19 protein-coding genes and 1 tRNA gene are annotated in these 22,508 nt (G+C 41.1%); 11 read left to right on the top strand and 9 right to left on the bottom strand.

What is annotated here, in order from left to right; all coding sequences use genetic code 11:
- Window positions 1–183 precede the first annotated feature (183 nt).
- The 4 genes from SOI83_RS02820 to SOI83_RS02805 all read left to right on the top strand — a co-directional run bounded on the left by SOI83_RS02820 (window position 184) and on the right by SOI83_RS02805 (window position 3,073).
- Window positions 184–1,806, top strand: coding sequence for a 2-isopropylmalate synthase (locus tag SOI83_RS02820; protein WP_320677107.1), 1,623 nt, complete (start codon window positions 184–186; stop codon window positions 1,804–1,806).
- A 144-nt stretch (window positions 1,807–1,950) separates the two neighbouring features.
- A complete protein-coding gene (locus SOI83_RS02815) occupies window positions 1,951–2,181 on the top strand; it encodes a hypothetical protein (protein ID WP_320677106.1) in 231 nt (76 codons plus the stop codon).
- Window positions 2,182–2,223: 42 nt separating this feature from the next.
- Window positions 2,224–2,520 (top strand): MTH1187 family thiamine-binding protein, encoded by a 297-nt coding sequence (locus SOI83_RS02810; protein ID WP_320677606.1) that lies wholly within the window; start codon window positions 2,224–2,226, stop codon window positions 2,518–2,520.
- Window positions 2,521–2,659: 139 nt separating this feature from the next.
- On the top strand, window positions 2,660–3,073 hold the full coding sequence (locus SOI83_RS02805) for a hypothetical protein (protein ID WP_320677105.1): 414 nt from the start codon (window positions 2,660–2,662) through the stop codon (window positions 3,071–3,073).
- 81 nt (window positions 3,074–3,154) lie between these two features.
- Here SOI83_RS02805 and SOI83_RS02800 read toward each other — a convergent pair whose 3' ends face one another.
- Complete coding sequence (locus tag SOI83_RS02800) at window positions 3,155–5,218, bottom strand: HDIG domain-containing metalloprotein (protein ID WP_320677104.1); 2,064 nt, start codon at window positions 5,216–5,218, stop codon at window positions 3,155–3,157.
- A 59-nt stretch (window positions 5,219–5,277) separates the two neighbouring features.
- Here SOI83_RS02800 and folD point away from each other — a divergent pair, with 59 nt between their 5' ends.
- Genes folD through SOI83_RS02780 form a run of 4 tightly spaced genes read left to right on the top strand, consistent with a single transcriptional unit; the run spans window position 5,278 to window position 9,084 of the window.
- Entirely contained in the window at window positions 5,278–6,186 is a 909-nt protein-coding gene (gene folD, locus SOI83_RS02795; RefSeq protein WP_320677103.1) for a bifunctional methylenetetrahydrofolate dehydrogenase/methenyltetrahydrofolate cyclohydrolase FolD, read from the top strand.
- 41 nt (window positions 6,187–6,227) lie between these two features.
- Window positions 6,228–7,130: a geranylgeranyl diphosphate synthase CrtE gene (gene crtE, locus SOI83_RS02790; protein ID WP_320677102.1), complete on the top strand. Its 903-nt coding sequence runs from the start codon at window positions 6,228–6,230 to the stop codon at window positions 7,128–7,130.
- A complete protein-coding gene (locus tag SOI83_RS02785; RefSeq protein WP_320677101.1) occupies window positions 7,127–7,624 on the top strand; it encodes a divergent PAP2 family protein in 498 nt (165 codons plus the stop codon). Before crtE ends, SOI83_RS02785 begins: the two co-directional genes overlap by 4 nt.
- 2 nt (window positions 7,625–7,626) lie before the next feature.
- Window positions 7,627–9,084, top strand: a complete 1,458-nt coding sequence (locus SOI83_RS02780; RefSeq protein WP_320677099.1) for an ATP-dependent DNA helicase — start codon at window positions 7,627–7,629, stop codon at window positions 9,082–9,084.
- 10 nt (window positions 9,085–9,094) lie between these two features.
- Here the strand turns inward: SOI83_RS02780 and SOI83_RS02775 are convergent, their stop codons facing one another.
- From SOI83_RS02775 to SOI83_RS02760, 4 genes are all read right to left on the bottom strand, one after another.
- Window positions 9,095–10,501: a cobyrinate a,c-diamide synthase gene (locus SOI83_RS02775; RefSeq protein WP_320677098.1), complete on the bottom strand. Its 1,407-nt coding sequence runs from the start codon at window positions 10,499–10,501 to the stop codon at window positions 9,095–9,097.
- A 20-nt stretch (window positions 10,502–10,521) separates the two neighbouring features.
- The gene (locus tag SOI83_RS02770; RefSeq protein WP_320677097.1) at window positions 10,522–11,832 is read right to left on the bottom strand and encodes a glucose-6-phosphate dehydrogenase assembly protein OpcA; all 1,311 of its coding nucleotides are present in this window, start codon (window positions 11,830–11,832) and stop codon (window positions 10,522–10,524) included.
- Window positions 11,833–11,869: 37 nt separating this feature from the next.
- Window positions 11,870–13,393, bottom strand: coding sequence for a glucose-6-phosphate dehydrogenase (gene zwf, locus SOI83_RS02765; protein ID WP_320677096.1), 1,524 nt, complete (start codon window positions 13,391–13,393; stop codon window positions 11,870–11,872).
- A gap of 199 nt (window positions 13,394–13,592) precedes the next feature.
- Complete coding sequence (locus SOI83_RS02760) at window positions 13,593–14,681, bottom strand: FAD-binding oxidoreductase (RefSeq protein ID WP_320677094.1); 1,089 nt, start codon at window positions 14,679–14,681, stop codon at window positions 13,593–13,595.
- Between the two features lie 264 nt (window positions 14,682–14,945).
- Here SOI83_RS02760 and SOI83_RS02755 point away from each other — a divergent pair, with 264 nt between their 5' ends.
- Entirely contained in the window at window positions 14,946–15,425 is a 480-nt protein-coding gene (locus SOI83_RS02755) for an SRPBCC family protein (RefSeq protein WP_320677605.1), read from the top strand.
- 120 nt (window positions 15,426–15,545) lie between these two features.
- Here the strand turns inward: SOI83_RS02755 and SOI83_RS02750 are convergent.
- Together SOI83_RS02750 and SOI83_RS02745 are read right to left on the bottom strand one after the other, a co-directional pair.
- Window positions 15,546–15,618 (bottom strand) — tRNA-Glu (locus tag SOI83_RS02750).
- Window positions 15,619–15,663: 45 nt separating this feature from the next.
- Window positions 15,664–16,818 carry a histidine kinase gene (locus SOI83_RS02745; protein WP_320677603.1) on the bottom strand — a complete coding sequence of 385 codons (1,155 nt, stop codon included), beginning with the start codon at window positions 16,816–16,818 and terminating at the stop codon, window positions 15,664–15,666.
- A 174-nt stretch (window positions 16,819–16,992) separates the two neighbouring features.
- Here SOI83_RS02745 and pepN point away from each other — a divergent pair, with 174 nt between their 5' ends.
- On the top strand, window positions 16,993–19,596 hold the full coding sequence (gene pepN / locus SOI83_RS02740; protein ID WP_320677093.1) for an aminopeptidase N: 2,604 nt from the start codon (window positions 16,993–16,995) through the stop codon (window positions 19,594–19,596).
- Window positions 19,597–19,698: 102 nt separating this feature from the next.
- Here pepN and SOI83_RS02735 read toward each other — a convergent pair whose 3' ends face one another.
- On the bottom strand, window positions 19,699–20,694 hold the full coding sequence (locus SOI83_RS02735; RefSeq protein WP_320677092.1) for a ribose-phosphate pyrophosphokinase: 996 nt from the start codon (window positions 20,692–20,694) through the stop codon (window positions 19,699–19,701).
- A gap of 83 nt (window positions 20,695–20,777) precedes the next feature.
- On the opposite strand from SOI83_RS02735, the gene SOI83_RS02730 reads away from it, so the two are divergent.
- A complete protein-coding gene (locus SOI83_RS02730; RefSeq protein WP_320677089.1) occupies window positions 20,778–21,311 on the top strand; it encodes a hypothetical protein in 534 nt (177 codons plus the stop codon).
- An 80-nt stretch (window positions 21,312–21,391) separates the two neighbouring features.
- Here SOI83_RS02730 and SOI83_RS02725 read toward each other — a convergent pair whose 3' ends face one another.
- Entirely contained in the window at window positions 21,392–22,264 is an 873-nt protein-coding gene (locus tag SOI83_RS02725) for a hypothetical protein (protein ID WP_320677087.1), read from the bottom strand.
- Window positions 22,265–22,508: the final 244 nt, after the last annotated feature.

The following is a 22,508-nucleotide window of genomic DNA, read 5'->3' as shown; positions in this document are numbered from 1 at the left end:
GTTTAAAAAAATCGTAGATATAGCCCACCTAGGACAAATCAGCTTTGTATGGAAAACTCTTTGGCAGAGAATGGACTTGGTCAATCAAGGGTTTCAAGGGTTGAAATTTTTGTTAAGTGTTGAATGTTGAATTAGTATTTAAAATTAGTAGTTATTTCTGCTTCCTTTGTGGCTTGAGTGGATATGTCTAAAGATCCTGGTCGAGTTTTGATTTTTGATACCACCCTTAGAGATGGTGAGCAGTCTCCAGGTGCGAGTCTAAATCTTGAGGAAAAGTTGGCGATTGCTCAGCAATTAGCCAGGCTAGGGGTCGATGTTATTGAAGCGGGTTTCCCCTTCGCTTCCCAAGGCGATTTTGCTGCTGTCAAACGAATAGCTGAACAAGTAGGAGCAACTGAGGGGCCAATTATTTGTGGTTTAGCTAGAGCATCACATAATGATATTAAGGCTTGCGCTGAGGCAATTGCTCCTGCTCAAAGAAAAAGAATTCATACATTTATTGCTACGAGTGATATTCACTTAGAGCACAAACTTAGAAAATCTAGAGATGATGTTTTAGCTATAGTTCCTGAGATGGTTAGTTATGCACGCTCTTTAGTTGAGGACGTGGAATTTTCATGTGAAGATGCGGGTAGAAGTGATCATGAATTCCTTTATGAGGTCATTGAATCAGCTATTTCTGCAGGAGCAACTACAATTAATATCCCAGATACTGTTGGTTATGCGACTCCATCGGAGTTTGGATCATTGATTAAAGGAATTAATGAAAATGTTCCCAACATAAATGAGGCAATTATTTCTGTTCATGGGCATAATGATTTAGGTTTGGCAGTCGCTAATTTTCTTGAAGCTGTAAAGAATGGAGCAAGACAACTAGAATGCACTGTTAATGGTATTGGAGAAAGAGCAGGTAATGCATCATTAGAGGAATTAGTAATGGCTCTTCATGTCAGGCGTCAATACTTTAATCCATTCTTTTCTCGTCCTTCAGGAAGTCCTACTCCTCTTACGGCTGTTAGAACAGAAGAAATAACAAAGACATCAAGATTAGTCTCAAATCTTACCGGGATGGTTGTTCAGCCAAATAAAGCAATTGTTGGTGCAAATGCTTTTGCTCATGAGTCAGGAATTCATCAGGATGGTGTTTTAAAGAATCCTTTGACATACGAGATTGTTGATGCACGCACTGTTGGATTAAGTGACAACAGAATATCATTAGGTAAGTTGAGTGGTCGAAGCGCTGTAAGAGCAAGACTTGAGGAGCTTGGTTATGATTTAAACAGGGAAGACCTTAACGAAGCATTTACAAGATTTAAGGAGCTAGCTGATCGAAAAAGAGATATAACTGACCGTGACCTTGAGGCAATAGTTAGTGAACAGGTCCAACAGCCGGAAGCGCGTTTTCAATTGCGCTTAGTTCAAGTAACTTGTGGAAATAGTCTCAAGCCAACAGCAACAGTAACTCTTGCTGATCAGGATGGTCATGAGGAGACTTCAGTGGCATTAGGCACAGGACCAGTAGATGCGGTTTGCCAAGCTCTTAATTCACTTGCTGAAGAACCGAATGAGTTGGTCGAATTTGCTGTTAAGTCAGTTACTGAAGGAATTGATGCAATGGGTGAGGTGACTATTCGACTGAGAAGAGAAGGCAAGCTCTATTCAGGACACTCCGCAGATACAGATGTCGTAGTAGCTGCTGCACAAGCTTTTGTAAATGCGCTTAATCGTTTGGTTGCAGGAAAGGCAAGTCAGCAACTGCATCCTCAAAGAGATGTTGTCTTAACTGAAAATCGACCAACTCTGTGATTTTGATTTGAATTCCTAATGTGTTCTGGAAACTTTTAACCTGACTTGGTTTTTTAGGTAGGAATGCTCAGATAATTTTTTTTATTTTTTGCCTTTCACTACTTCCCAAAGAACATATATTGGGATTTCGAGAATTGGATATTTATGGGGCTAAATCGAAAGCTCTATAGGTTGGTTGGACTTGATGGGACTCCGCATCCTGTTCTTGATGCCCCTTATGAATCTATAGAGGCGGCCATAAATGCCGCCGATAACTGGTGTGTCGGCCAAGGTCTGAATTGTTCAATTAGAAATAAAGGTATTGGCATTGAAGTCAACACTGCTTGTGGATCTTGGCGAACAGTGGAATATCCCATTAATTGTTTAAACCCTTAGTAGCAACCCCGATCAATGAAAAAAGAACCTGAGCTTAAAGGTCTGTGGGTAAGTGTCGATTTGTGTGTTGTACCTCTTGGAGTAGGAGTATCACTTGCTCCATTCATTGGGACATGTCAGAAGGTTATAGAAGGCAAGGGCCTTGACTATGAGTTAGGTCCTAATGGAACCGCTATAGAAGGTTATTGGGAAGAAGTCTTCGATTGCATTAAGGACTGTCATCTTGCTTTGCATGACCTTGAAGTCCCTCGTATTTATACCACCCTAAAGATAAATACAAGAAATGACAGAAGGCAATCTTTTCATGAAAAGGTACCCAAAGTTAAAACATATCTTTAGTAAGCTGATAATTAAATGTTGTTTTCGTTGGTTAATTTGATTATCAGCTTTTTAGGGCCTATAAAAAAGAAACTTTTAATTTAGTATTCGCTACCTTAGATAAATGTTTGCGTAACTTGGTAGGAGATTCATTCAAAAGATGGGAGCAAAGGTAAGAGGGTATTGGTTGATGACTTGGATTGGCTTGCTCGCCAATGTGGCTGTTTTGCCATTTATAGGCCTTGTGGCTTTTTCTGGCCCTCCATGGCAGGCAGTCAACTTGAGTCTCGCATTTAGCCTTGCATGGCCAGCTGCAATAGTTGGAATAGTTGCCTCGGCCGGCCTTTTGGCTGAAAGGATATGGGGAGTAATCTTGGCGATGGTTTCGCTAGCTATGGTGATCTCGGGGACTTTGCCCTACGGAATTGTTCGTTTAGTGGTTCTAGGTAAGTCTTTTAGTCCTCAGGGCGACCCTTATTACTTAGGAGTTCTATGTCTTGTTATTTCTGCACTAAATATTCTGGCATTGATTTATTGGTGTCGTCCGATTCATAGAAAGGGGCTTAGACTTTGACTCTCAACGAAAACTTTAGGTTTAGACGTCGTATTGTTTTTTTTGGAGTAATTCCATATTAAAATTTAATATTTATTAACTTTAATCTTGGTATCTACTTCTTAGTGGAATCGGGTAAGGTATCCGTCTATGCCTCATTCTTCTCCAAACACGTACAAAGGCTCGTGTAACTAACTCAACTTCAGATCTGCTTAGGCTGCTGGCCTTTAATTGACCATCAAGTTGGCGGGATTCAATAATTCTGCGAACGGTTTGAGAAGCTTCTAAGTCCGACTTTTCGGGACCTAGGCATCTTAGAGCTGCTTCACATCCGTCTGCGAGCATTAAAATTGCAGTCTCTCTTGATCTTGGGATAGGCCCTTTGTAACGGAAATCTCTTTCTTGAACCTCGGGATTGATTTGTCTGGCTTGGTGAAGGAAATATCCCATTTTCAATGTTCCCTGATGCTCTGGAATGAAGTCCGAAATGGGTTTTGGAAGCCTATTCTTTCTGGCAAGTTTGAGGCCTTCATCAACATGAGCTTGTAAAACTGCAGCACTTGAATGTGGATCATTTAAGTCTTCATGAGGGTTTGTTCCATCAGTCTGATTTTCTATGAACCATTGCGGTGCATGTAGTTTCCCAACATCATGATATAAAGCCCCTGTTCTTATTAGGTCGACATCTGCTCCTATTGTTCTTGCTCCTTCTTCTGCTAGTCCACAAATCATTAAGGTGTGCTCAAAAGTGCCAGGTGCCTCCGAAGAAAGCTTCCTAAGAAGAGGACGTTCTTGATCGGCAAGCTCCAGTAACCTTGCTTTTGTGATTAGGCCAAAAGCACTCTCTAGAATTGGAATAAGAAGAATAGTTAGTAAAAGAACTCCGCCAAGTGCCAATGCTTCATTAATACGTGGTTCTTGAACTTGGCCTCCAAGTAAGACCCATTCACACAGTAATGACCCGAATGGAAGTAAAACAGCCATTTGGAGAAGTTGTGCTCGGCTTCTGATTCTTCCTCCTAGCAACGCAACCACAGCAGAAGCAGCGAAGGCCACAATCATTCTTCTTTCGCCTATAGCTTCTATAGGTGCTTGCCATAGAATATTAGATATAGCGATCCAAGCGAAAGCTGATGTTGAACCGAATGCCTGAGATAGAAGTAAAGTGGGTGGAATTATTATTAATACTGGACTAATTGAAGCACCTGACCATGATTTTGTTATTATTTGCGCTATTAATAGCAGAAATATAGAAAGCAATGCATGTCTTGCTTGTAGAGATGGTTTCTCTCTTCTCATGATTAACATTAGTACTCCACAACTTGCAATGGCTTCAAAGAAATCTCTTGAGAAGGTAAAGATGCTTTGTCTCTGGCTTACCAGCTCTAACTCTCTTAGCTTGGCAAAATCTAGAGGGGTTATCTTTCTTCCTTTCTTGGTTATGATATCGTCTTTTTTTACATGAATTCTAGGAGTATTTTTCTGGGATATTTTTTGCTTTCTAAGAACTTTACTGCCTTGCTGGTCTACATTTAGGTTGCTTTTACCACTAAAGTTCGTTGTAAGTAGCTTGCTTCCTAATGTCGTCCCAGGGAGATCAGGCCGATTTGGCTGGCTAAGTTGAATTGATGTAGCTTCTAGAAGCTGATTATTAGTCATATGTGCAAGCCCTTGGCTTAACATACGATTAGCTGCAACATTTATAAGGCTTGTCCATTCCTTAAATTGAGCAGTAGTTAGCCTCTCAAGCCATAGCTTTTCTTCTTCACTTATCTCTAGGCTAGAAAAGGAGTTGATTTCTTTTCGTTTATACGACTTTTCTAAATCTTTTAGTTTATTTTTTAGCGATTCTTTCATCTTTCTAGACTCTTGTTTGTTTATTACTTGCATGAAAGTTATCTTTTCTTCTTTTAAAATCTCTTCTTCTATGGCTTTTGTATTTATAACACTTACGTCTTTGGTCGCAATTAAGTCGAATGGGGCATATGTCCCAATGGCTAAATCAGGTTTCCAAGCTGTTACTAAGCTGACAACAATACAAATTGTGATCAAGCCTATTTTGCTTGGCTGCGACCAGTCGAGTACTTCTCTCCTCGGAGACTCGTTACGAAGCCAAATACGCCAGAGTTTTTTTGGATTGAGGATATTTTTCAAAGCAGTTCGCAAATGGGGCTCACGCTAATGCTCTTCTCGAGGCATGCTGGAAGTAGCGAAAAAGTTTGCTCATGCCCCTAAGGCTTGATGGAAAGAAACTAGCCGAGAAAATCGAGAAAAGGCTTTATTCCAGAATTTCAGTTGGTCTTGAACATGTTAGAAGGCCTCCTGGTTTGGCCGTGCTGAGAATTGGAGATGACCCTGCCAGTGCTGTTTATGTTTCGAACAAGGCGAAGGCCTGTAAGCGAATTGGCATTAGTAGCTTTGTTAGTCATCTTCCGCCGGATTCATCTCAAGAAGATTTAGTGAAAAAGATCCATCAATTAAATGCTGATGAGAGGGTTGATGGGATTTTGCTGCAGTTACCTTTGCCTAAAGGTATTCAAGAAAGTGCTTTGTTGGCAGAAATTGATCCTGAAAAGGATGCTGATGGCCTTCATGCGCTCAACTTGGGGAAATTACTTAAAGGTGAACCAGGCCCACGTTCTTGTACCCCTGCAGGTGTAATGGCTTTACTTGCTCACAATCAAATACCTTTGGCTGGTCAAAGAGCAGTAGTAGTAGGCAGAAGCATCTTGGTTGGCCAGCCTATGGCTCTAATGCTGCAGGCTGCAAATGCGACCGTGACAGTTGCTCATTCCAAAACTAGGGATTTGGTTAAATTGACCAAACAAGCTGATTTATTGATAGTTGCCGCAGGACAACCTTTGTTGATTGGTTCTGAGTATGTGAAATCTGGTGCAACAGTTGTGGATGTTGGGATTCATCGTCTTGCTGGAGAATCAACTACTGGGGGCAAAAACAAGGCAAGTCTCTGTGGAGATGTTCGATTTGAAGAGGTATCCAAAGTTGCTAGTGCTATTACTCCTGTTCCTGGTGGAGTAGGACCTATGACAGTTACTATGTTGCTTGTTAACACCGTTATGAGGTGGCAAGACCATTGCGGTTTGTCCTTCTCATTGAGCGATTTAGTTCCTTAAGTCTTTTAGCCTGAGAGAATCCCGCCAAACAGGAAATTTTCATGGTGGCAGTGGTCAGCAGTTCATTCGACTTCTCCGCCTACTTGGCAAAAGCCAAGGCTCGCGTTGAAAGTGCATTAGATCAATCTCTTGGACCTGAAAGGCCAGAGCAGCTCAGAGAGTCAATGCGATATTCGTTGCTTGCTGGAGGAAAGAGGCTTAGGCCAATTCTTTGTTTAGCTGCATGTGAACTTGCCGGAGGGGACCCTGAAAAGGCCATCTCTACAGCTGTTGCTGTAGAGATGATTCACACAATGTCCTTGATTCATGATGATTTGCCGGCCATGGACAATGATGATTTGCGAAGGGGGCGCCCAACAAATCACAAGGTTTATGGGGATGCTCTTGCGATACTTGCTGGGGATGCTCTGCTCACTAGAGCTTTTGAGATGGTTTCTCTTCGCACTCAAGGAGTTCCCGCTGAAAGGCTTTTAAAGGTTGTAGGAGAATTATCCTTGGTCGCAGGAGCTCCAGGTTTGGTTGGAGGGCAAGTAGTAGATATTGAGAGTGAAGGAAAAGAGGTTGATCTTGAAACTTTGGAATTTATTCATTTGCATAAAACAGGTGCTCTTTTAAAGGCATGTGTTATTAGCGGGGCTCTTATAGGTGGAGCTGATGAAGAACTGCTTAAAGCCTTGAGGACTTATGCAAAAGGTATAGGCCTAGCATTTCAAATAATTGATGACATCCTTGATGTAACTGCTAGTAGTGAGGTCTTAGGCAAAACAGCCGGCAAGGATCTTCTTGCCGATAAAACGACTTATCCGAAACTCCTTGGGCTTGAAGAATCTCGCCGAAGAGCTGATGAACTTGTTTCTAAGGCCAAGGATGTTCTTAAGCCATGGGAGCAATCTGCCTCTCCTTTATTGGCTCTCGCTGACTACATTACAAATCGAGATAGATGACCTTAAACGACAGTTCAATTTTGGAAATCTTGGACAATGGAGTTTTAGCCTGGGCTCTAGCCGCATGTGGTATTGCACAATTATTGAAGTTAGTTTTTGAAATAGTTAAATATCAACGTTGGCGGCCACAGGTTTTATTGGAGACTGGTGGAATGCCTTCGAGTCACTCAGCACTTGTTACAGGAACTGCTGCAGGTGTGGGATTAGAACTTGGTTTTAGTCATCCTGCTTTTGCTATTGCCTCTACAGTTGCTTTTGTTGTTATGTATGACGCAAGCGGGATCAGGCGAGCTGCTGGCGTGACTGCAGCGCGGGTAAATTTAATATCTTCAGAAATAAATAAAGAGTTTGCTGAAAGTCAACTTAAAGAAAATCTTGGCCACTCCCGTTTAGAAGTTTTTGTAGGGAGTTTGGTAGGTCCAGCAGTGGTTTTCCCTGGAATGCTTTTCATAGGAACACCACTTGATCTTCTCAGGTCGATAGGCTTGTCTTAAGAGTGAAGGTTAAATCAATTAATTCTGTTCCGTTAGAACTGACCTTTGATCAGCAGCAGGCGCTAGTTTTATTTAGTAAATGGCTTGAAGACACTAATAGCAGTATCCCTTTTGTACTTAGTGGATTTGCAGGAAGTGGGAAGACCTTTCTTTCAACAAGGTTTCTTCAAATGGTTGAAGATTCTGGACTTTGTTGGACCGTAGCAGCTCCAACTCATAAAGCAGTTGGCGTTTTGCGGCAATCTCTTGTGTCTGAAAATCTTTGGCCAACTTGGCATCCTTCAACGATCCATAGACTCCTTCGCCTAAAGCTTAAACGCAAGGGTGATTTGGAAGTTTGTGAAAAGACTGATTTAACACCTAATTCTCTGGAGAACCTGCAATTAGTTCTTGTTGATGAAGCTTCCATGATTGATAGCACCTTGTTAGAGATAGCTCTTGAGTGTGCACAACCATTTTCCACGAGACTTGTTTTTGTGGGAGATCCGGCGCAGTTGCCTCCTGTTGACGAAGATGCAAGCCCAATCTTTTCAATGCGAAGGGCAATTACTTTTGAGTTAAAAAAAGTAGTTCGACATGCAGGACCCGTATTGAAATTGGCAAGCGCTGTCCGAGATGGAAGTTTTGCATGCACATCACCACCAAGCGAGGTTGTTGTTAATAATTTAGATGGTGTTGTTGGCTCTTTGGAAAAGAACAACTGGTTGAAAAAAGCCCAAGAAGCTTTAAGTCTTTCAGCGAAAAATGATAACCCAGATGAAGCAAGAATTCTTTGCTACACCAATCGCTGTTTAGAAGGATTAGTGCCAATTGCACGTAGAGCAATTCATGGGGAGATGGCAGATCAATTACCTGTTTTGCCAGGAGAAGTGTTAATTACTCGAAAAGCAGTTATGGCTGGTGCCTCACGTGAAGAAGGAGAGGTTGGTGAAGCACCAGACATGGTTCTTGGATCTAATCGTGAGATGGTTGTTTTAGATGTAACCCCAGAGAAATTTAACTTAGCGGAAATCGGACTTGCTCTTCATGATAATTGGACTCCACCATGTATTGATACTTTGCAATTGGAAGTCCGTTCTGGTGAGCTGGAATTGTCACTTCGCCTTTTACCTTCGATAGGCACTGAGGGGAGGGCAATTCTTGATGCGACTCTTAATAGGTTGAAAAATCAGGCTAAAGAAGTAGGGAAAAGTGAAGGCAGAGTATTTTGGCGTCAATTCTTTCAAGTTAGGGATGCTTTCGCCTCATTAGGACCTGCAGCTGTTTTAACAGTTCATAGAAGTCAAGGGAGTAGTTTTGATAATGTATTTGTTGCTTCAGATGTTTTCTGGCCAAAAGATCTTACCTTAAGAAAGCAGCTTTTATATGTGGCAGTAAGTAGAGCCAGGAAATCTGTTTGGCTATGGGGTACTTATCAAGATTCAGCTAGAAATAATTCATGGGAAGAGCAGCTTTTATAAATATGGTTCTTTAGACACTCTTCTCTAAAGAACTTCGCCATCTAATAGGAATTTTAGGACAACTTGCCCAATGTAGGTGTATCCAACTTGCATGGAGATTTTTGTTTGACCAACCTTCTTTTCGTCTAGGTACTTTCCAGCCTTGAACCTCCCAGGCGGGCGCTAAAATCTTTGTTTCTGGGAGTAATAATTGCTTGGAGCTATTTTTATCTTTAGAGGCTTTATTAGTTAGTTCCCAACGATGGTATTCATGACCAATTAGACAATCTCCTGATCTTGTAATAAGGCCGTTGGTGCTTACATAGATATTTCTATAGCCTACTTTTAGCCTTCCTTTTTTTGCTTTAAACGGGAGTAGATTTGCCATTGGATGGTCAATTCCATTTTGGTCAGTAATGCTTTCTCCAAGCAGCAACATTCCTCCACATTCAGCATAAATTGGTATTTTGCCAAATGATTTCTTTAAATGGGATAAGCTATTTAAAGATTGACTTATTCTGGCAGCATGTTCTTCAGGAAAACCTCCAGGAATTAGTATTCCATGGACACCTTTAGGAATCAACTCATCGGCCAAGATTTTCCATGGAATAGATTCTATTCCTAGGGCTTCAAGGCATTCTCTTGTTTCTGGATAACGGAAGTGAAATGCCTCATCTTGTGCAACAGCTATTGATAGTGGCCTTAAAGGTGTTATTTGATTCTCATTTATAAATAGTTCTGGAATTGGATTCTTATAAGGTTTAGGCGACTGAAGTAATCTTTTGAATTCAGTCATGTTCAAATATGATTCTGCGAATATTGCCCAGGACTGTATTTTTGATTTAAAATCTTGCTCTTCATGGGCTGGTGATAAACCAAGGTTTCCACTGGGAATTCGTAAGCTTTGGTCTTCTGGTAAACAACCTAATACTTTTACTTGAATGGGTCTAAGTACTTCTTCTAGTAATTGTTTGTGCCTTTGACTATTGATTTTATTTAGGATTACTCCCGCAAATTCTAATTTTGGATCATGTTCAAAGAAACCCTTTACCAGTGCAGCTATTGATGCGGCTTGCCCACGCGAATCTATTACTAGTACAATTGGTAAATTTAATGATTTAGCTAGATCTGCGGTGCTTGCTTTTTGAGTTGAGCCAATGCCATCAAATAAACCCATCACGCCTTCAATGAGGGTAAGCTCAGCAGCCCCTCCAAATGCACGAAAACTTTTTCTCACCCATTCAGGACCACTTAGTTGAAGGTCTAAATTTCTACAGGGTCTCCCAGAGGTGGCAGTTAATTGTTGAGGGTCTAGATAATCAGGACCTACTTTAAAAGTCTGAATATTTATACCTTTAGTTTTGGCCCATGCAGATAAGGCAAGGCTAACCATAGTTTTACCGCTACCACTTGATGGTGCCGCTATTACGCACGCCATGAAATCGTTAATTTAGAAAATCATTTATTAGCTAAAGCCAAGTTAATTAACTCAGCTCCAATAGGTGCGGCACTCGAAAGCAGGGGACTTGTGGATCCTCTACTAGTTCTTAGTAGTCTAGCTACATCAGCCTCTACAGCTGTGATCGGGATCGGCACAACTTCTTCAAGAAGTTCCATATTTGCCATGCCGCCAGACTCAAGTCTCATGCATTCTCCAGACTGGGATGCAAGTATTACGCACATCTTTTTGCTTGGATTTAGATTTGGATTACAGATCATTCTTATGCCAACAACTTGTCCAGGATGAATACTTGGTTTACCTATGGGCAATGGAATTATTTTTATAGTCACTGGGTTTCCATCAGGACGTGTGAACTCAGCTGAGATTATTTCTATGCCTACTTCTCTTTGACAATTTTTCAGTTGCCAATTAAGTCGATCAGCCATCCAGGCTGCAAATAAGACGCCTTGCACATAGTTATCACCTTCAATATCAATATCAATCTGAACAATATTATTTAGGGCATTTCGTTTATCTGGTGGATCAAAAACCATTGCCAAAGTTTCTCTCCAAGTTCTTAAGCGCAACCAATTCAGATCATTTATGGCTTGGCCTTCTTCAATCCGTTGTTTTAGGAATCGCATACAATTCAAAGGATTTCCTAATGCAGTATCAATAATTATTCTTCTATGCGGTAGGGCTAGATCTTTCAGAAGATCAGGTGATTCATCCAAACTGCCATTCCACCAAACCCATGATGGCAAGTCATCAGGCAAAAGTGGTTGCAGAATCCCCAATCCTTTTTTTAGCGAGGTTTGATGTCCTCGCAGAACTACAACATCGCCACATGCTGTTTTGGTATTTGTTTCTTCTGGTAGAGGGCAATAAGCAGCTACAAGACTTTTTAAACCCTCACTTTTTTGAAGGGTTGGGGCAAGCGTAATTAGGCGCCTGGGCTCTAGAGCGCTGATTGCTGAATCAATATGCTGACCACGCAGGTCTTCAGGCTTGTTTATATCTTCAAGACTTTCTAGCTCTGCATTGACTTTTATGTCTAGAGCTGCGGTGCTATGAGGCAACTCTCTTTCCAAAATCACTTTGCGGGACGCCTCTATGAGGTCTTGGCGATTTGTACCAATTATTGGCCCTGGGATGAGGCCCGTTCTTACAAGATGTTGTTCTAGCCATGCGGGTTGCCAAATGAGCAAGCAGAAAGTATTTGCACCATTATTTTCAAGGTGATCTTTTGACCAAAGTTGATCTAAATATTTGGGAATCTCATCAGGTGGAAGTTCAAGAGGGGATTGGAGGGTTAGTTGGGGAGACATTTTTTAAAATGATAGAAGTTTTTTGAACGATGCCGTTTCAAGGTCTTCTCCAAAGAAGCTCATCTTTTGCGAGTAAATCATCGGCTGCCGTTGGCCCCCATGTTCGAGATTCATATCTATGGATGGGTAATTGCCATGGACTGTTCTCAATTAGTTGAAGAATTGGGGTGTAAAGCCTCCAAGCGGCTTCCACTTCATCGCTACGTGTGAAAAGGGTAGGGTCTCCGAGCATTGCATCTGCTAGAAGGCGTACATAACCTTCGTCAGAAGGCTCGCCGAAAGAGTCTTCATAGGAAAACTCCATTTCCACAGGCCTGCTTCTCATGCCAGATCCGGGGGATTTGACTTCAAAATGAAATTCTGCCCCTTCATTTGGCTGAATCCTAAGAATTAGTTGATTCGAAGTAGGACTTCCCCCCGCTGAATCAAACAAGTGAACTGGAGCATCTCTGAAAGTTAGAACAATTTCACTAAGTCGTTTCGCGAGACGTTTTCCTGTCCTTATGTAAAAAGGTACTCCTTGCCATCTCCAGTTATTTATGAAAAGTTTCATGGCTACATATGTTTCTGTTGTGCTATTTGGGTCAACACCAGATTCTTCTCTATATCCAGTTAGGGGATGTTTTTGATTACCACCAGGTCCATATTGTCCACGAATACAGCATTTCCATGGTTCATATTCATTTGCAAGTTGTGCAGCTTGTAGAACTTTTGACTTTTCATTTCTTATTGCCTCTGGATCAAAATGCCCAGGGGGTTCCATTGCCGTAATCGCAAGCATTTGTGTGAGATGGTTTTGGACCATGTCTCGTAAGGCACCAGAAGTTTCGTAGTAACCTGCACGGTCTTCAACTCCTACTGTTTCTGCTGCGGTGATTTGAATACTCGAGATATAGTTTCGATTCCAAATTGGTTCAAAGATTGTGTTTGCAAATCTCATTACAAGAATATTTTGTACTGTTTCCTTCCCTAGATAGTGATCAATTCGAAAGACCTGACTTTCTTGAGCACAATTTTGTACTAATCGATTTAATGATTGAGCGCTTGAATAATCTCTTCCAAAGGGCTTTTCAATTACTATTCTGCTCCGTTTTGGATCGTTGAGTAGTCCTGCCGCGGAAAGGGCCCTGCAGCCGCTCCCATAAAAGTTTGGAGAGACTGAAAGGTAATAGGTTCTATTCCCATGTGTCGCTCGGATTCGATCAATCTCATCAAGCCGAATTTTTAGCTTTTCAATGGTTTCAGGCTTTTGTAGATCAACTGGTTCATAAAAAATGCTCTGAATGAATTGGTCAAATGCAATTGGATCCTTATCAGCAATTGGACCGAGAGCAGCCTTCATTCGAGCCCGAAACTCTTTGTCGGTCCACGGTCGCCTTGCACATCCAAGTAATGCAAACTCGCTTGGCAGCCTTCTTTGGTTGAAAAGTTCGAAAAGTGCAGGAACTAACTTCCTTTGAGTTAAATCGCCACTTGCCCCAAATATCACTAGGCATTGGGGAGGAATGACTCTTTCTTGACGAAGACCAATCCTTAAAGGGTTGGTGATCGGCATGCTCATTGGAACTTACCTCTGCCGATGGTTTCTTTCACCAACAAATTCAAGAGGCTTAGGAGAATCTCGCCATCTTTTGTTGTCGGATCACCAAAAAGATTATTTTTTAAAGTTTGTGAGCCTCTCCTTTCACAGGATGGTGTGCTTTTCAGGTCAACTTGAAAAAACAAGAAGGGATTTATTCCTAATTCCTCTTAAAGCAGCTCTAGTACGTCTCTACATGCCATCTGCCAGCCTTTTTGAGTGTTGGTCTTAGTTCGGACCATTTGATCCCTTTGGCAGCAGCAGCAGTAGTCATAGCCTCGTCGATCCCTGGTTCCATTCCCTTCAATCCGCAGAGATAAATGTGTGTTTTTGGATTCTCAATCATTCCAAAGATTTCATCAGCATGCTCCAGAACTCTGTCTTGGATGTACATCCGTCCGCCTTTTGAGTTCTTCTGCTCCCTACTTATTGCCTTTGTATAACGGAAGTTGTTAGGGAAGTTGGTTTTGTACCACTCGAAATCAGAGTCATAGAGAAGGTTGGCAGTTTTTGGGGCGCCCATGAATAACCAGGCATTGCCCTGAAAGTTCCAGCCATTTTTTTCTCGTTCTTTGGGCTCAAACATTCTTCGAAGGTATGCCCTCATAGGAGCTATACCAGTTCCTGTCGCAAGCATGATGATGTTTGCTTCCTCATCTTCCGGAAGAAGCATTTCCTTCCCAACAGGACCGGTGATTTTGACTTTTGAACCTGGCTTTATGTCACAAAGGTAGGTTGAACAAACACCATCGATAGTTGTTCCATCTTTCTCGTATTGCAGCTGACGAACACATAGTGAAACTGTATTTCCTGCATAGTTGTCGCCATGACGAGTGCTTGCAATTGAATAAAGACGAATTTTGTGGGGCTTCCCTTTTGCGTCTTCTCCAGCAGGAATTATTCCAATACTCTGACCTTCTATGTATTCGAGTTGAGGATTTCCTCCTGCCAGGTCAAAGGTGATGTGGTTAACCCTTCCAATAGCACCTTCTTTCAGGAGACTGTAATTCTCGAGAACGGTCCCTAAGAATGGTGCCTTGGGTTTGTAGGTATTAACGGGTACTGCTGCGTGAGTTGATTTGCTTGTAGGAGCTTTAGGGGTTGAGCCAGAAGCTGTGACTTTTGCAGCGCTTGTAGACGGACGAGCATTAGTTGTTGAGCCTGAACCAGACCTTTTGGCTACGTAACTCTGAAAGAGCCAAAAAACCCCAATAATGATTGGTACATGTAGTAGCCCGCCAATTACTACTGTTGCTTGCGAGTAAGCCATCAAGAACTCAAAACCGAAGCCGAGATTACCAATCCATTGGCGAAATTCGTTATTAATTTGATGCGCATAGGTCACGTTTAGTGATTGGCACAGCTAAATCACTGGGATTCCGAACAAATTTTCTTGCAATTCTTTAGATATTGGTATTCTTCATGGCCAAATAGAGGGCCAAAGAACTTGGTTTCGATTCCAGGACCATCTGGCAAAGCAATATCAGGCTTCCACGAATCAAACAGGTTCATTGGCCAGACCATTGAGCAAACAATGGAAAGGTTGCCACATGGGACTCGTCGTCTAGCAGCACAGTTATCAACTCAAACCCATAGCGACTTCATTTGGTCGGCACTTACTGACTATGATCATTTAAGTGATTTTATTCCCAATCTTTCTACTAGTATTTTGATTAGTAAAGTCGATAATTGTGTTCACCTAAAACAGGTTGGTTGCCAACAATTAATGGGGTTAAAATTCTCAGCCAAGGTTCAGATTGAATTAATTGAGTATTACCAAGAACGTACATTAAATTTTCGTCTGCTTAAGGGAGACTTTAGAAGGTTTGAAGGTGCTTGGAGAATAAAAGAAACTAATGAAGGGAAGGGAAGTCGACTTTTTTATGAATTGACTGTGCAAGGGTGCATAGGGATGCCTGTAACTCTAATTGAGCAAAGACTTAGAGAAGATCTGAAGACGAATCTCCTTGCAGTTGAGGCAGAGGCTGCAAGGAGAAGTTTGATAAAGCCTTAGGTTTATTAGCCTTGGGGAAATCCCTAAATAAGCCCAAAGGAAAATATTTCCTGCTTAATAACAAGCTAATTTTTAGCCTCATTCAAGGGTTTTATATGGCTTTTGTTTGAAAAATACTAATACCCCCAAGGGGATTCGAACCCCTGTCGCCTCCGTGAAAGGGAGGTGTCCTAGGCCTCTAGACGATGGGGGCGAGGCCGTGATCAGATCCAATGATGATAATAATCACATTCGAAAACTACGGTTCAGCCTCTCCCTCCGTCAAGGAGTCTCCAGCTCTTTGACCTTCTTGGCCTTGCCAAACTGGAACTGTGAAGTGGAAACAGGCCCCCTCTTGAGGCTCTGATACAACCCATATTCGGCCTCCATGTACCTCTACGATCCGTCTGCATACAGATAGCCCAACCCCAAACCCAGAGGCGTTCTTAGAGGTTTGTGGAAGCCTTACTTGGTCTAAAAAGATCCTGTGTTGTTCGTTTATAGGAATTCCTGGACCACTGTCAGATACGCTCACTTGAACCCAATTGTTTGTTCGGTGCAAGATTGTTAAGGAAATTTTTCCACCTTCATTTGTGAACTTGAGAGCGTTTTCGATAAGGTTTAGCAAAACTTGCCTCATCCTTCTCTGGTCAGCAAAAACATCGGGCAGATCGGAAGGAATATCAGTGTTTATGATTATTCCCCTTTTGAGCCATAGCTTCTCTAGTTCAAGTATTGATTCGGCAGCAACATTTGCTAGATCAAGACGTTGTGGATTGAAAAGAGCCTCCCAGCGAGTACTGCCTACCTCTAAAAGGTCCTTAGATAGCAACTCAATTTCCTCTAATCGTCGTTGGATGACGTCTTGAAATTGTTTCAGGTCAATTTGTCCAAGCTGTTGGCTTTGTACTGCTAAAACTGCTGCTGATAAGGGGGTCCTTAGTTCGTGAGCGACCATTCTCAATAATCTTTCTTGTGTTCCTATTCGATCTATTAAGGTTTCATTCTCTTGGCGAAGAACTAGTAGCTCATCTTCTAGTCGCAACTCTTTTGGTGTTCGAGTGCCATCAAGTTCCGTAGGTTTAAGGCTTAAGGCAAGCCCTTTCACGAAGCCATCCTGTTTCCAGCGTGGGAGCCAGTCCCTTAGTTGTTTGAAAATGCTGCTACCAGCAAAGACTTGTTTAGGAGCTGGTGAAAGTTTTATTAATGCTGGAATAGCTATGAGCCGATGAAATTCAAGTAACTCAGGTTGCTCGCCAGGGTCAGAGATCTCTAGAGTTACATCAAATCCACAATCTTGCCCTTCGAGGAACTTTATAAGTTCCCTCAAGTCACCTCTAGAGAGGTGTTGGCGACCTGCCACTAGCAACAGTTTCAGCTGTTGACGCTTCTTGTTGGCTTCGACCACATCCACCGTGGTGTGTGCCTCATCTTTAGAGTCACACATTATTGGTTTTTGCGATTTACTGAAAGACCAAGTGAGAACTTGTGGAACACTCTGTTGCTAACTGACCCATTTTTAGTGTTTAAAGGACAGTTGTCCCTCAGCTCTTTTGAAGGCCTTAATCCCAAATAGTTTCTTGCTTACATGACAAAAGCTAATTCAACTAGACTTTCAGAATACAAGCCTTATTTATTCAAAATACCATCTATTGAAATTTGGCTGGATATACAAGAGACTTTTGTTCGGGTTTTAAGCTGCCTTGATGTAGAGCCAAGTACATTAGATGAGACTCCTTTGGTCTTGAAGGGGGTTGGATTAGAACTTGAAAGTATAAGTATAAATAACGAAGAATTGCCTAGTGATAGATATGAGATGGGTGTTGAGCAACTAATCATTAAACATCGTAGTATTGCTCCTTTCCAACTAAAGATTGTCTCGAAGATTGATCCTTTTTCTAATACTACATTGGAGGGCATGTATCTAAGTGGGAATATTATTACCACACAATGTGAGGCTGAGGGATTTAGACGAATTATCTTTCATCCAGACCGTCCTGATGTTCTTAGTAAATATAAAGTTTGTATAGAGGCTGATCGAAATAGATTCCCTGTTTTGTTATCTAATGGGAATCAGGTAGCTCCTATGAAGATATTGGAAGGTGGGCAACGTCATCAGGCTATTTGGGTTGACCCCTTCCCAAAACCATCCTATCTATTTGCTGTAGTAGCAGGAGATTTGGAAAAAGTAGAAGATGCTTATTTTACAGCTTCAGGTAGGAGGGTAGCTCTTAATATATATGTTGAATATGGAGATGCTTTATTTACTAGGCATGCACTTGACTCTTTAAAGAGGGCAATGAGTTGGGACGAAAAAGTTTTTGGATTAGAATATGACTTAGACGAATATAATATTGTTGCTGTTAGGCATTTTAATATGGGTGCGATGGAGAATAAGAGCCTAAATATTTTCAATTCAAAGTTAATCTTAGCAGATGGAGAAATTGCTACCGACGAAGAACTCGAAAAGATAGAGGCTGTTATTGCCCATGAATATTTTCATAATTGGACTGGTAATCGAGTTACTTGTAGAGATTGGTTTCAGCTTTCTTTAAAAGAAGGATTAACTGTTTTTAGAGATCAATTCTTTACATCTGATCTCCATTCAGAGGCTGTTAAGAGACTGCAAGATGTATCTTTGCTCAGAAACATTCAGTTTAGAGAAGATTCCGGCCCAACCTCTCACCCTGTAAAGCCTAATAGTTACCAATCAATAGATAATTTTTATACAACAACGATTTATGAAAAAGGTGCTGAGTTGATTCGGATGATGTATATCTTGCTCGGCCATGATGGCTTTATGAAAGGAATGAAGATTTATTTTGAGAGATTTGATGGAATGGCAGTTACAACTGAGGATTTCGTAAGGTCTATGAAAGATTCAGCTTCTAATCAAGAAATAGATTTTGAAAAGTTTAATCATTGGTATTATCAACCAGGAACACCAAAAGTAAGAGTAGAAAGTGAATTGGATTCAACCTCTCATAGATTAAAAATAACTTTTCATCAAGATTTGGATTTTCCGCCTTCCTCAAATGTTAGAGAACCCCTATTAATCCCAGTTGTTTATGCATTAATAGGTAATGATGGAAGAATTGGTGAAGAAAGGACTTTTATTCTAGAAAGTTGTGAAGACGAGTTATTTGTTGACAATATACCTTCTGATTCTTCGATTCCTAGGGTATCTCTTTTCAGAGGATTTTCGGCGCCGGTAAAGTGGGAAACAAATATGACAACATCAGATTATTTTCATCTTTTAAAGTTTGATGATGACCCTTTCTCAAGGTGGAATGCAGGCCAAAAGTTAAAGTCTATGGCTATCCTATCTAGAGCTAATTCTGAGATAAATCAATCCCTTGAATGGGAGCTTTTTGAAGCCTTTAATTCGTTGATCTGCTCCTTTAATGAAAAGGACTTTTTACTCTTGTCAACTCTGTTAGCATTGCCTGGTTTGGCCGAGCTAGAGGGAGATCAGGATCAAGTGGATCCTTTAAAAATATTTTATGCAAGAAATTCATTCAAAATGTTATTAGCTAAGCATCTTCATGCAGAACTAAAGAATCTAATAGAAAAGAGCTATCCTAATCTTTTTGATCCATGGCCTAATGGAAATGGACAGAGAAAAATTACTGCTTTGGCTTGGAATTGGTTGGCAAGCATTGGAGACCCAGATGTTCTTAGTGATGCCTTAACAGCTGTAAATGGACCTTCGATGACTTTATCAAAAGCTGCACTTAGTGCACTACAACAGGTAGAGAGCTATGAAAGGGAATTAGCTTTTCAAGCTTTTTACGATAGATGGAACAAAATGCCAGTAATTTTGGACACATGGTTTTCCTTTGAAGCTTCAACTCCTTGGAAAGAGGGTTTGCAGAGAGTAAATCAATTACTTTTACACCCTAGGTTTGACCCTACTGCACCAAATTCGGTACGAGCTGTACTTGGTGGGTTGGCTGCTAATCCAGTTTTGTTTCATGCTTTAGATGGAAGTGGGTATATATTTATGGCAGAAGAAATTGCAAAAATAGACGCTATAAACCCTATTACAGCATCTCGAATTACAAAAATATTTAGTCGTTGGAGAAATTATACTTCTTCTCAGCAAAAGGGTATGTTGAGTGCTATTGAAAGACTCTCGCAAAATAATTTGTCGGCTAATACAAATGAAGTTTTGGAACTAATTAGAGCTTGATACACCTTTTAATTATAGATACTTATACTTCAAGATTTGATTTCATCAACTAAAACCAATAGGGAACATGGAAAAATAATTTGAAGTTCTATTAATAAGTAGCTACCTAAACATTGAGCTAATTGAACTTTCTTCATGTATTCGCCAAATAGCCTCGCCTAACATATTCGCAACCGAAAGGACCTTTAATTGTGAAAACTGCCTTTCTTTTTCAATTGGAACACTATTAGTAACTACAACCTGCTCAAAAAGTCCTTTTTCCGAAAGTCTTTTGCATGCTGGCGGTGAGAAAACAGCATGGGAGGCACAAGCAATTACACGTTGGGCTCCTTGTTCTCTAAGTAATTCTGCACCTGCACAAATTGTTCCTCCTGTATCGATCATGTCGTCAATAAGAATTGCTGTCTTATCCTTTACATCCCCAATTACAGTAAGACTTTCAGCAATGTTATGAGCTGAACGACGCTTATCAATTATTGCAAGAGGTGCTCCACGCATTTGTTTTGCAAAAGCTCTTGCTCTAGCAACCCCTCCGACGTCAGGTGAAACTACTACTATTTCGCCTAGTTCTTTTGTTGATAGGTAGTCAACGAGGACTGGTGAACCATAAATGTGGTCACAGGGGATATCAAAGTAACCTTGAATTTGTGCAGAGTGCAAGTCCATTGCTAAAACCCTATCAACTCCTGACTTAACGAGAAGGTTGGCTGTCAACTTTGCAGTAATGGATTCTCTGCCTGCAGTTTTTCGATCTGCCCTTGCGTAGCCGTAATAAGGGATAACAGCAGTGACCTGTCTGGCTGACGCTCTTTTGCAAGCGTCAACCATGATCATCAATTCCATTAGGTTGTCATTCACTGGAGCACAAGTTGGTTGGACAAGGAAAACATCACACCCACGAATTGATTGTTGAATTTGAACGTAGAGCTCTCCATCTGCAAACTGCTTACAGACAAGTGGCCCATCAGTTACACCTAGGTATGCCGCTATTTCCCTTGCCAGGGCAGGATTAGACGTCCCACTGAAAAGCCTTAGACGACTCGTGTCATGCTTAATGCTCTCTTGTTCTCCACGGGCTGCAGTTAAGAAGCTAGTCACGTTGCCCGCTAGCAAAATCGCTGTGTTCCGATGCTAATCCTGTGTAGGCACTTGACCAAATTTTATTTTGAAAAATCAGTTAAATGATTAACTCCTCTACATTCCTGATCGGAACGAGTGACCTTTCAGATCATTCATTGAGACTAGGTTCTCGTGCTTTGGCAGATGCATTGGGCATTACTTTGATCCAGCATTTTTCCTATGAAGAACCTCTAAAGGTTCTAAGGAATCTGGGTGAAGAAAAGGTGCTTGTGTGTCTTAGCGGTGATGTGGCCATGTCAATGGTTGGAGGTGGCAGTTGGCTAGAAACCTTGGGTTCCTGGCGGATCCCAACAGTTTTAATGGTCGAACCTTTGTCTTCAGGGCATATATCTGGCTCAGCTGCCGCTTATGCATCTCTAAGTGCTTCTTTAGGGGTCCCCCTTCTTGGGCTTGTGCAGCTAGGTGAACCGTGGGAGGAGGAAATCAGGCGTTTGGATGGACTCCCTTGGTCTGGATATATACCAGGATCTGCATTGAATGATGTTGAGGTTTCGTTAGATTTGAATCGGATAACTGATAAGAATCTTTTAGAGGTTGTGGCATGCTTACGGAATAGAGTTGGAGCTATTCTTTGAGTTTGGCAAACTTTTTTGCGAGTTTGTTAAACTATAAATATTAGCTGATATCTTTAGATCTGGAGTTTGATTGTTAAACTTTAGGGTGAGAGCTTGCTGAACTTACTCGGTTTATCAATCGCCAATATTGCCGATGTGAGACTAGACAACTCTTTCCTGGAAATATTTGTTGAGATACTTGAATGAATTTCACTTAGAAATGTTGATAAGCGTTTTTGAAGCTTTAGCTCATTTAAATTCTTGGTAAATTCATTAAGTCTCAATTCTAGCTCTATATCTCTTAAACTTGTGGTTCTACTCCTCTCTGTACTTTGCGTAAAGTCTTCCAATTCTCTGTTTGAATTCTGTGACTGTTTTGGGAGAAGACCTATGTATTTTTCTTTGCTAACTTGCGAGGGTGGATTTGATTTAATTTGAAGACTATCTAGTTGACTATCTAACTTAATTAAAGAACTATCTGTTATTAATGCATATCTAACTGCGGAATCCTTTGGTAGTTTTATCCTTTTTTTTAACATTTCATAGGTTACTGCCAACCCTCCATGCCTATAAGCATTTGCAAATGAACTTAGTCCTTCTAGAGCGGGCAGGCTAACTGGGAGCTCTAGCGGGACAGCAATAACATCAAGTGGTTTTCCTTTTTCTATCTTTGCAAGAAGATAATTAGATATCTCTGATTCTTCTAAAGGACTCCAATCTCTTGTTTCCTGAGGGTTTCCTTTAATTCTAATAAATATAACAACCACAGGTTTCTTTGGTAAGGGATTGAATTTAGTTTGATACTCATCGGAAGAATTTCTTGAGGCAACTTGATCAGGCTCTGGCCAGGCAATACCCATTGCCAAATTTGTAAGCCATACGCCAGTTAGTGCTACTCCAATACGCTGTAATGTTCGACCCGGATAACGGCCTAGCAAGCCTGAAGATTTAGCTCTTGGTGTTCTAAGTGACATATAGAGAGTGGTAGGGAGCAGGCTGGGGTTTTGAACGCTATCTAATACAACAGATTTTTCATAAGGATGTTAATGCTTTGCGTAGAGATGAGCGGTTGTTTTAAGGAAGAGCATTATGAAATATTTTGATCTGAATGGGGAAAGTGGTTCAATTTGGTTTGTATTATCAGCATTAAGCCATAATTTATTTGTATATTAGTTCATTTCCATTAATTTTAGTGATCACCGTTATTATTTAAGTGGA

It is taken from the genome of Prochlorococcus sp. MIT 1300 (assembly GCF_034092375.1).
Lineage (GTDB): Bacteria > Cyanobacteriota > Cyanobacteriia > PCC-6307 > Cyanobiaceae > MIT-1300.
The sequence above is the reverse complement of the archived record's forward strand: the minus strand, read 5'-3'. Positions and strand labels throughout refer to the sequence as shown.

Coding starts and splice junctions, on each gene's coding strand:
- SOI83_RS02815 (WP_320677106.1), top strand. CDS start 1,951: ATGGGGCTAAATCGAAAGCTCTATAGGTTGGTTGGACTTGATGGGACT.
- SOI83_RS02730 (WP_320677089.1), top strand. CDS start 20,778: ATGATTAACTCCTCTACATTCCTGATCGGAACGAGTGACCTTTCAGAT.
- SOI83_RS02775 (WP_320677098.1), bottom strand. CDS start 10,501: ATGGCGTGCGTAATAGCGGCACCATCAAGTGGTAGCGGTAAAACTATG.
- SOI83_RS02770 (WP_320677097.1), bottom strand. CDS start 11,832: ATGTCTCCCCAACTAACCCTCCAATCCCCTCTTGAACTTCCACCTGAT.
- folD (WP_320677103.1), top strand. CDS start 5,278: ATGCCCCTAAGGCTTGATGGAAAGAAACTAGCCGAGAAAATCGAGAAA.
- SOI83_RS02755 (WP_320677605.1), top strand. CDS start 14,946: ATGGAAAGGTTGCCACATGGGACTCGTCGTCTAGCAGCACAGTTATCA.
- SOI83_RS02820 (WP_320677107.1), top strand. CDS start 184: ATGTCTAAAGATCCTGGTCGAGTTTTGATTTTTGATACCACCCTTAGA.
- pepN (WP_320677093.1), top strand. CDS start 16,993: ATGACAAAAGCTAATTCAACTAGACTTTCAGAATACAAGCCTTATTTA.
- crtE (WP_320677102.1), top strand. CDS start 6,228: ATGGTGGCAGTGGTCAGCAGTTCATTCGACTTCTCCGCCTACTTGGCA.
- zwf (WP_320677096.1), bottom strand. CDS start 13,393: ATGAGCATGCCGATCACCAACCCTTTAAGGATTGGTCTTCGTCAAGAA.
- SOI83_RS02805 (WP_320677105.1), top strand. CDS start 2,660: ATGGGAGCAAAGGTAAGAGGGTATTGGTTGATGACTTGGATTGGCTTG.
- SOI83_RS02760 (WP_320677094.1), bottom strand. CDS start 14,681: ATGGCTTACTCGCAAGCAACAGTAGTAATTGGCGGGCTACTACATGTA.
- SOI83_RS02725 (WP_320677087.1), bottom strand. CDS start 22,264: ATGTCACTTAGAACACCAAGAGCTAAATCTTCAGGCTTGCTAGGCCGT.
- SOI83_RS02785 (WP_320677101.1), top strand. CDS start 7,127: ATGACCTTAAACGACAGTTCAATTTTGGAAATCTTGGACAATGGAGTT.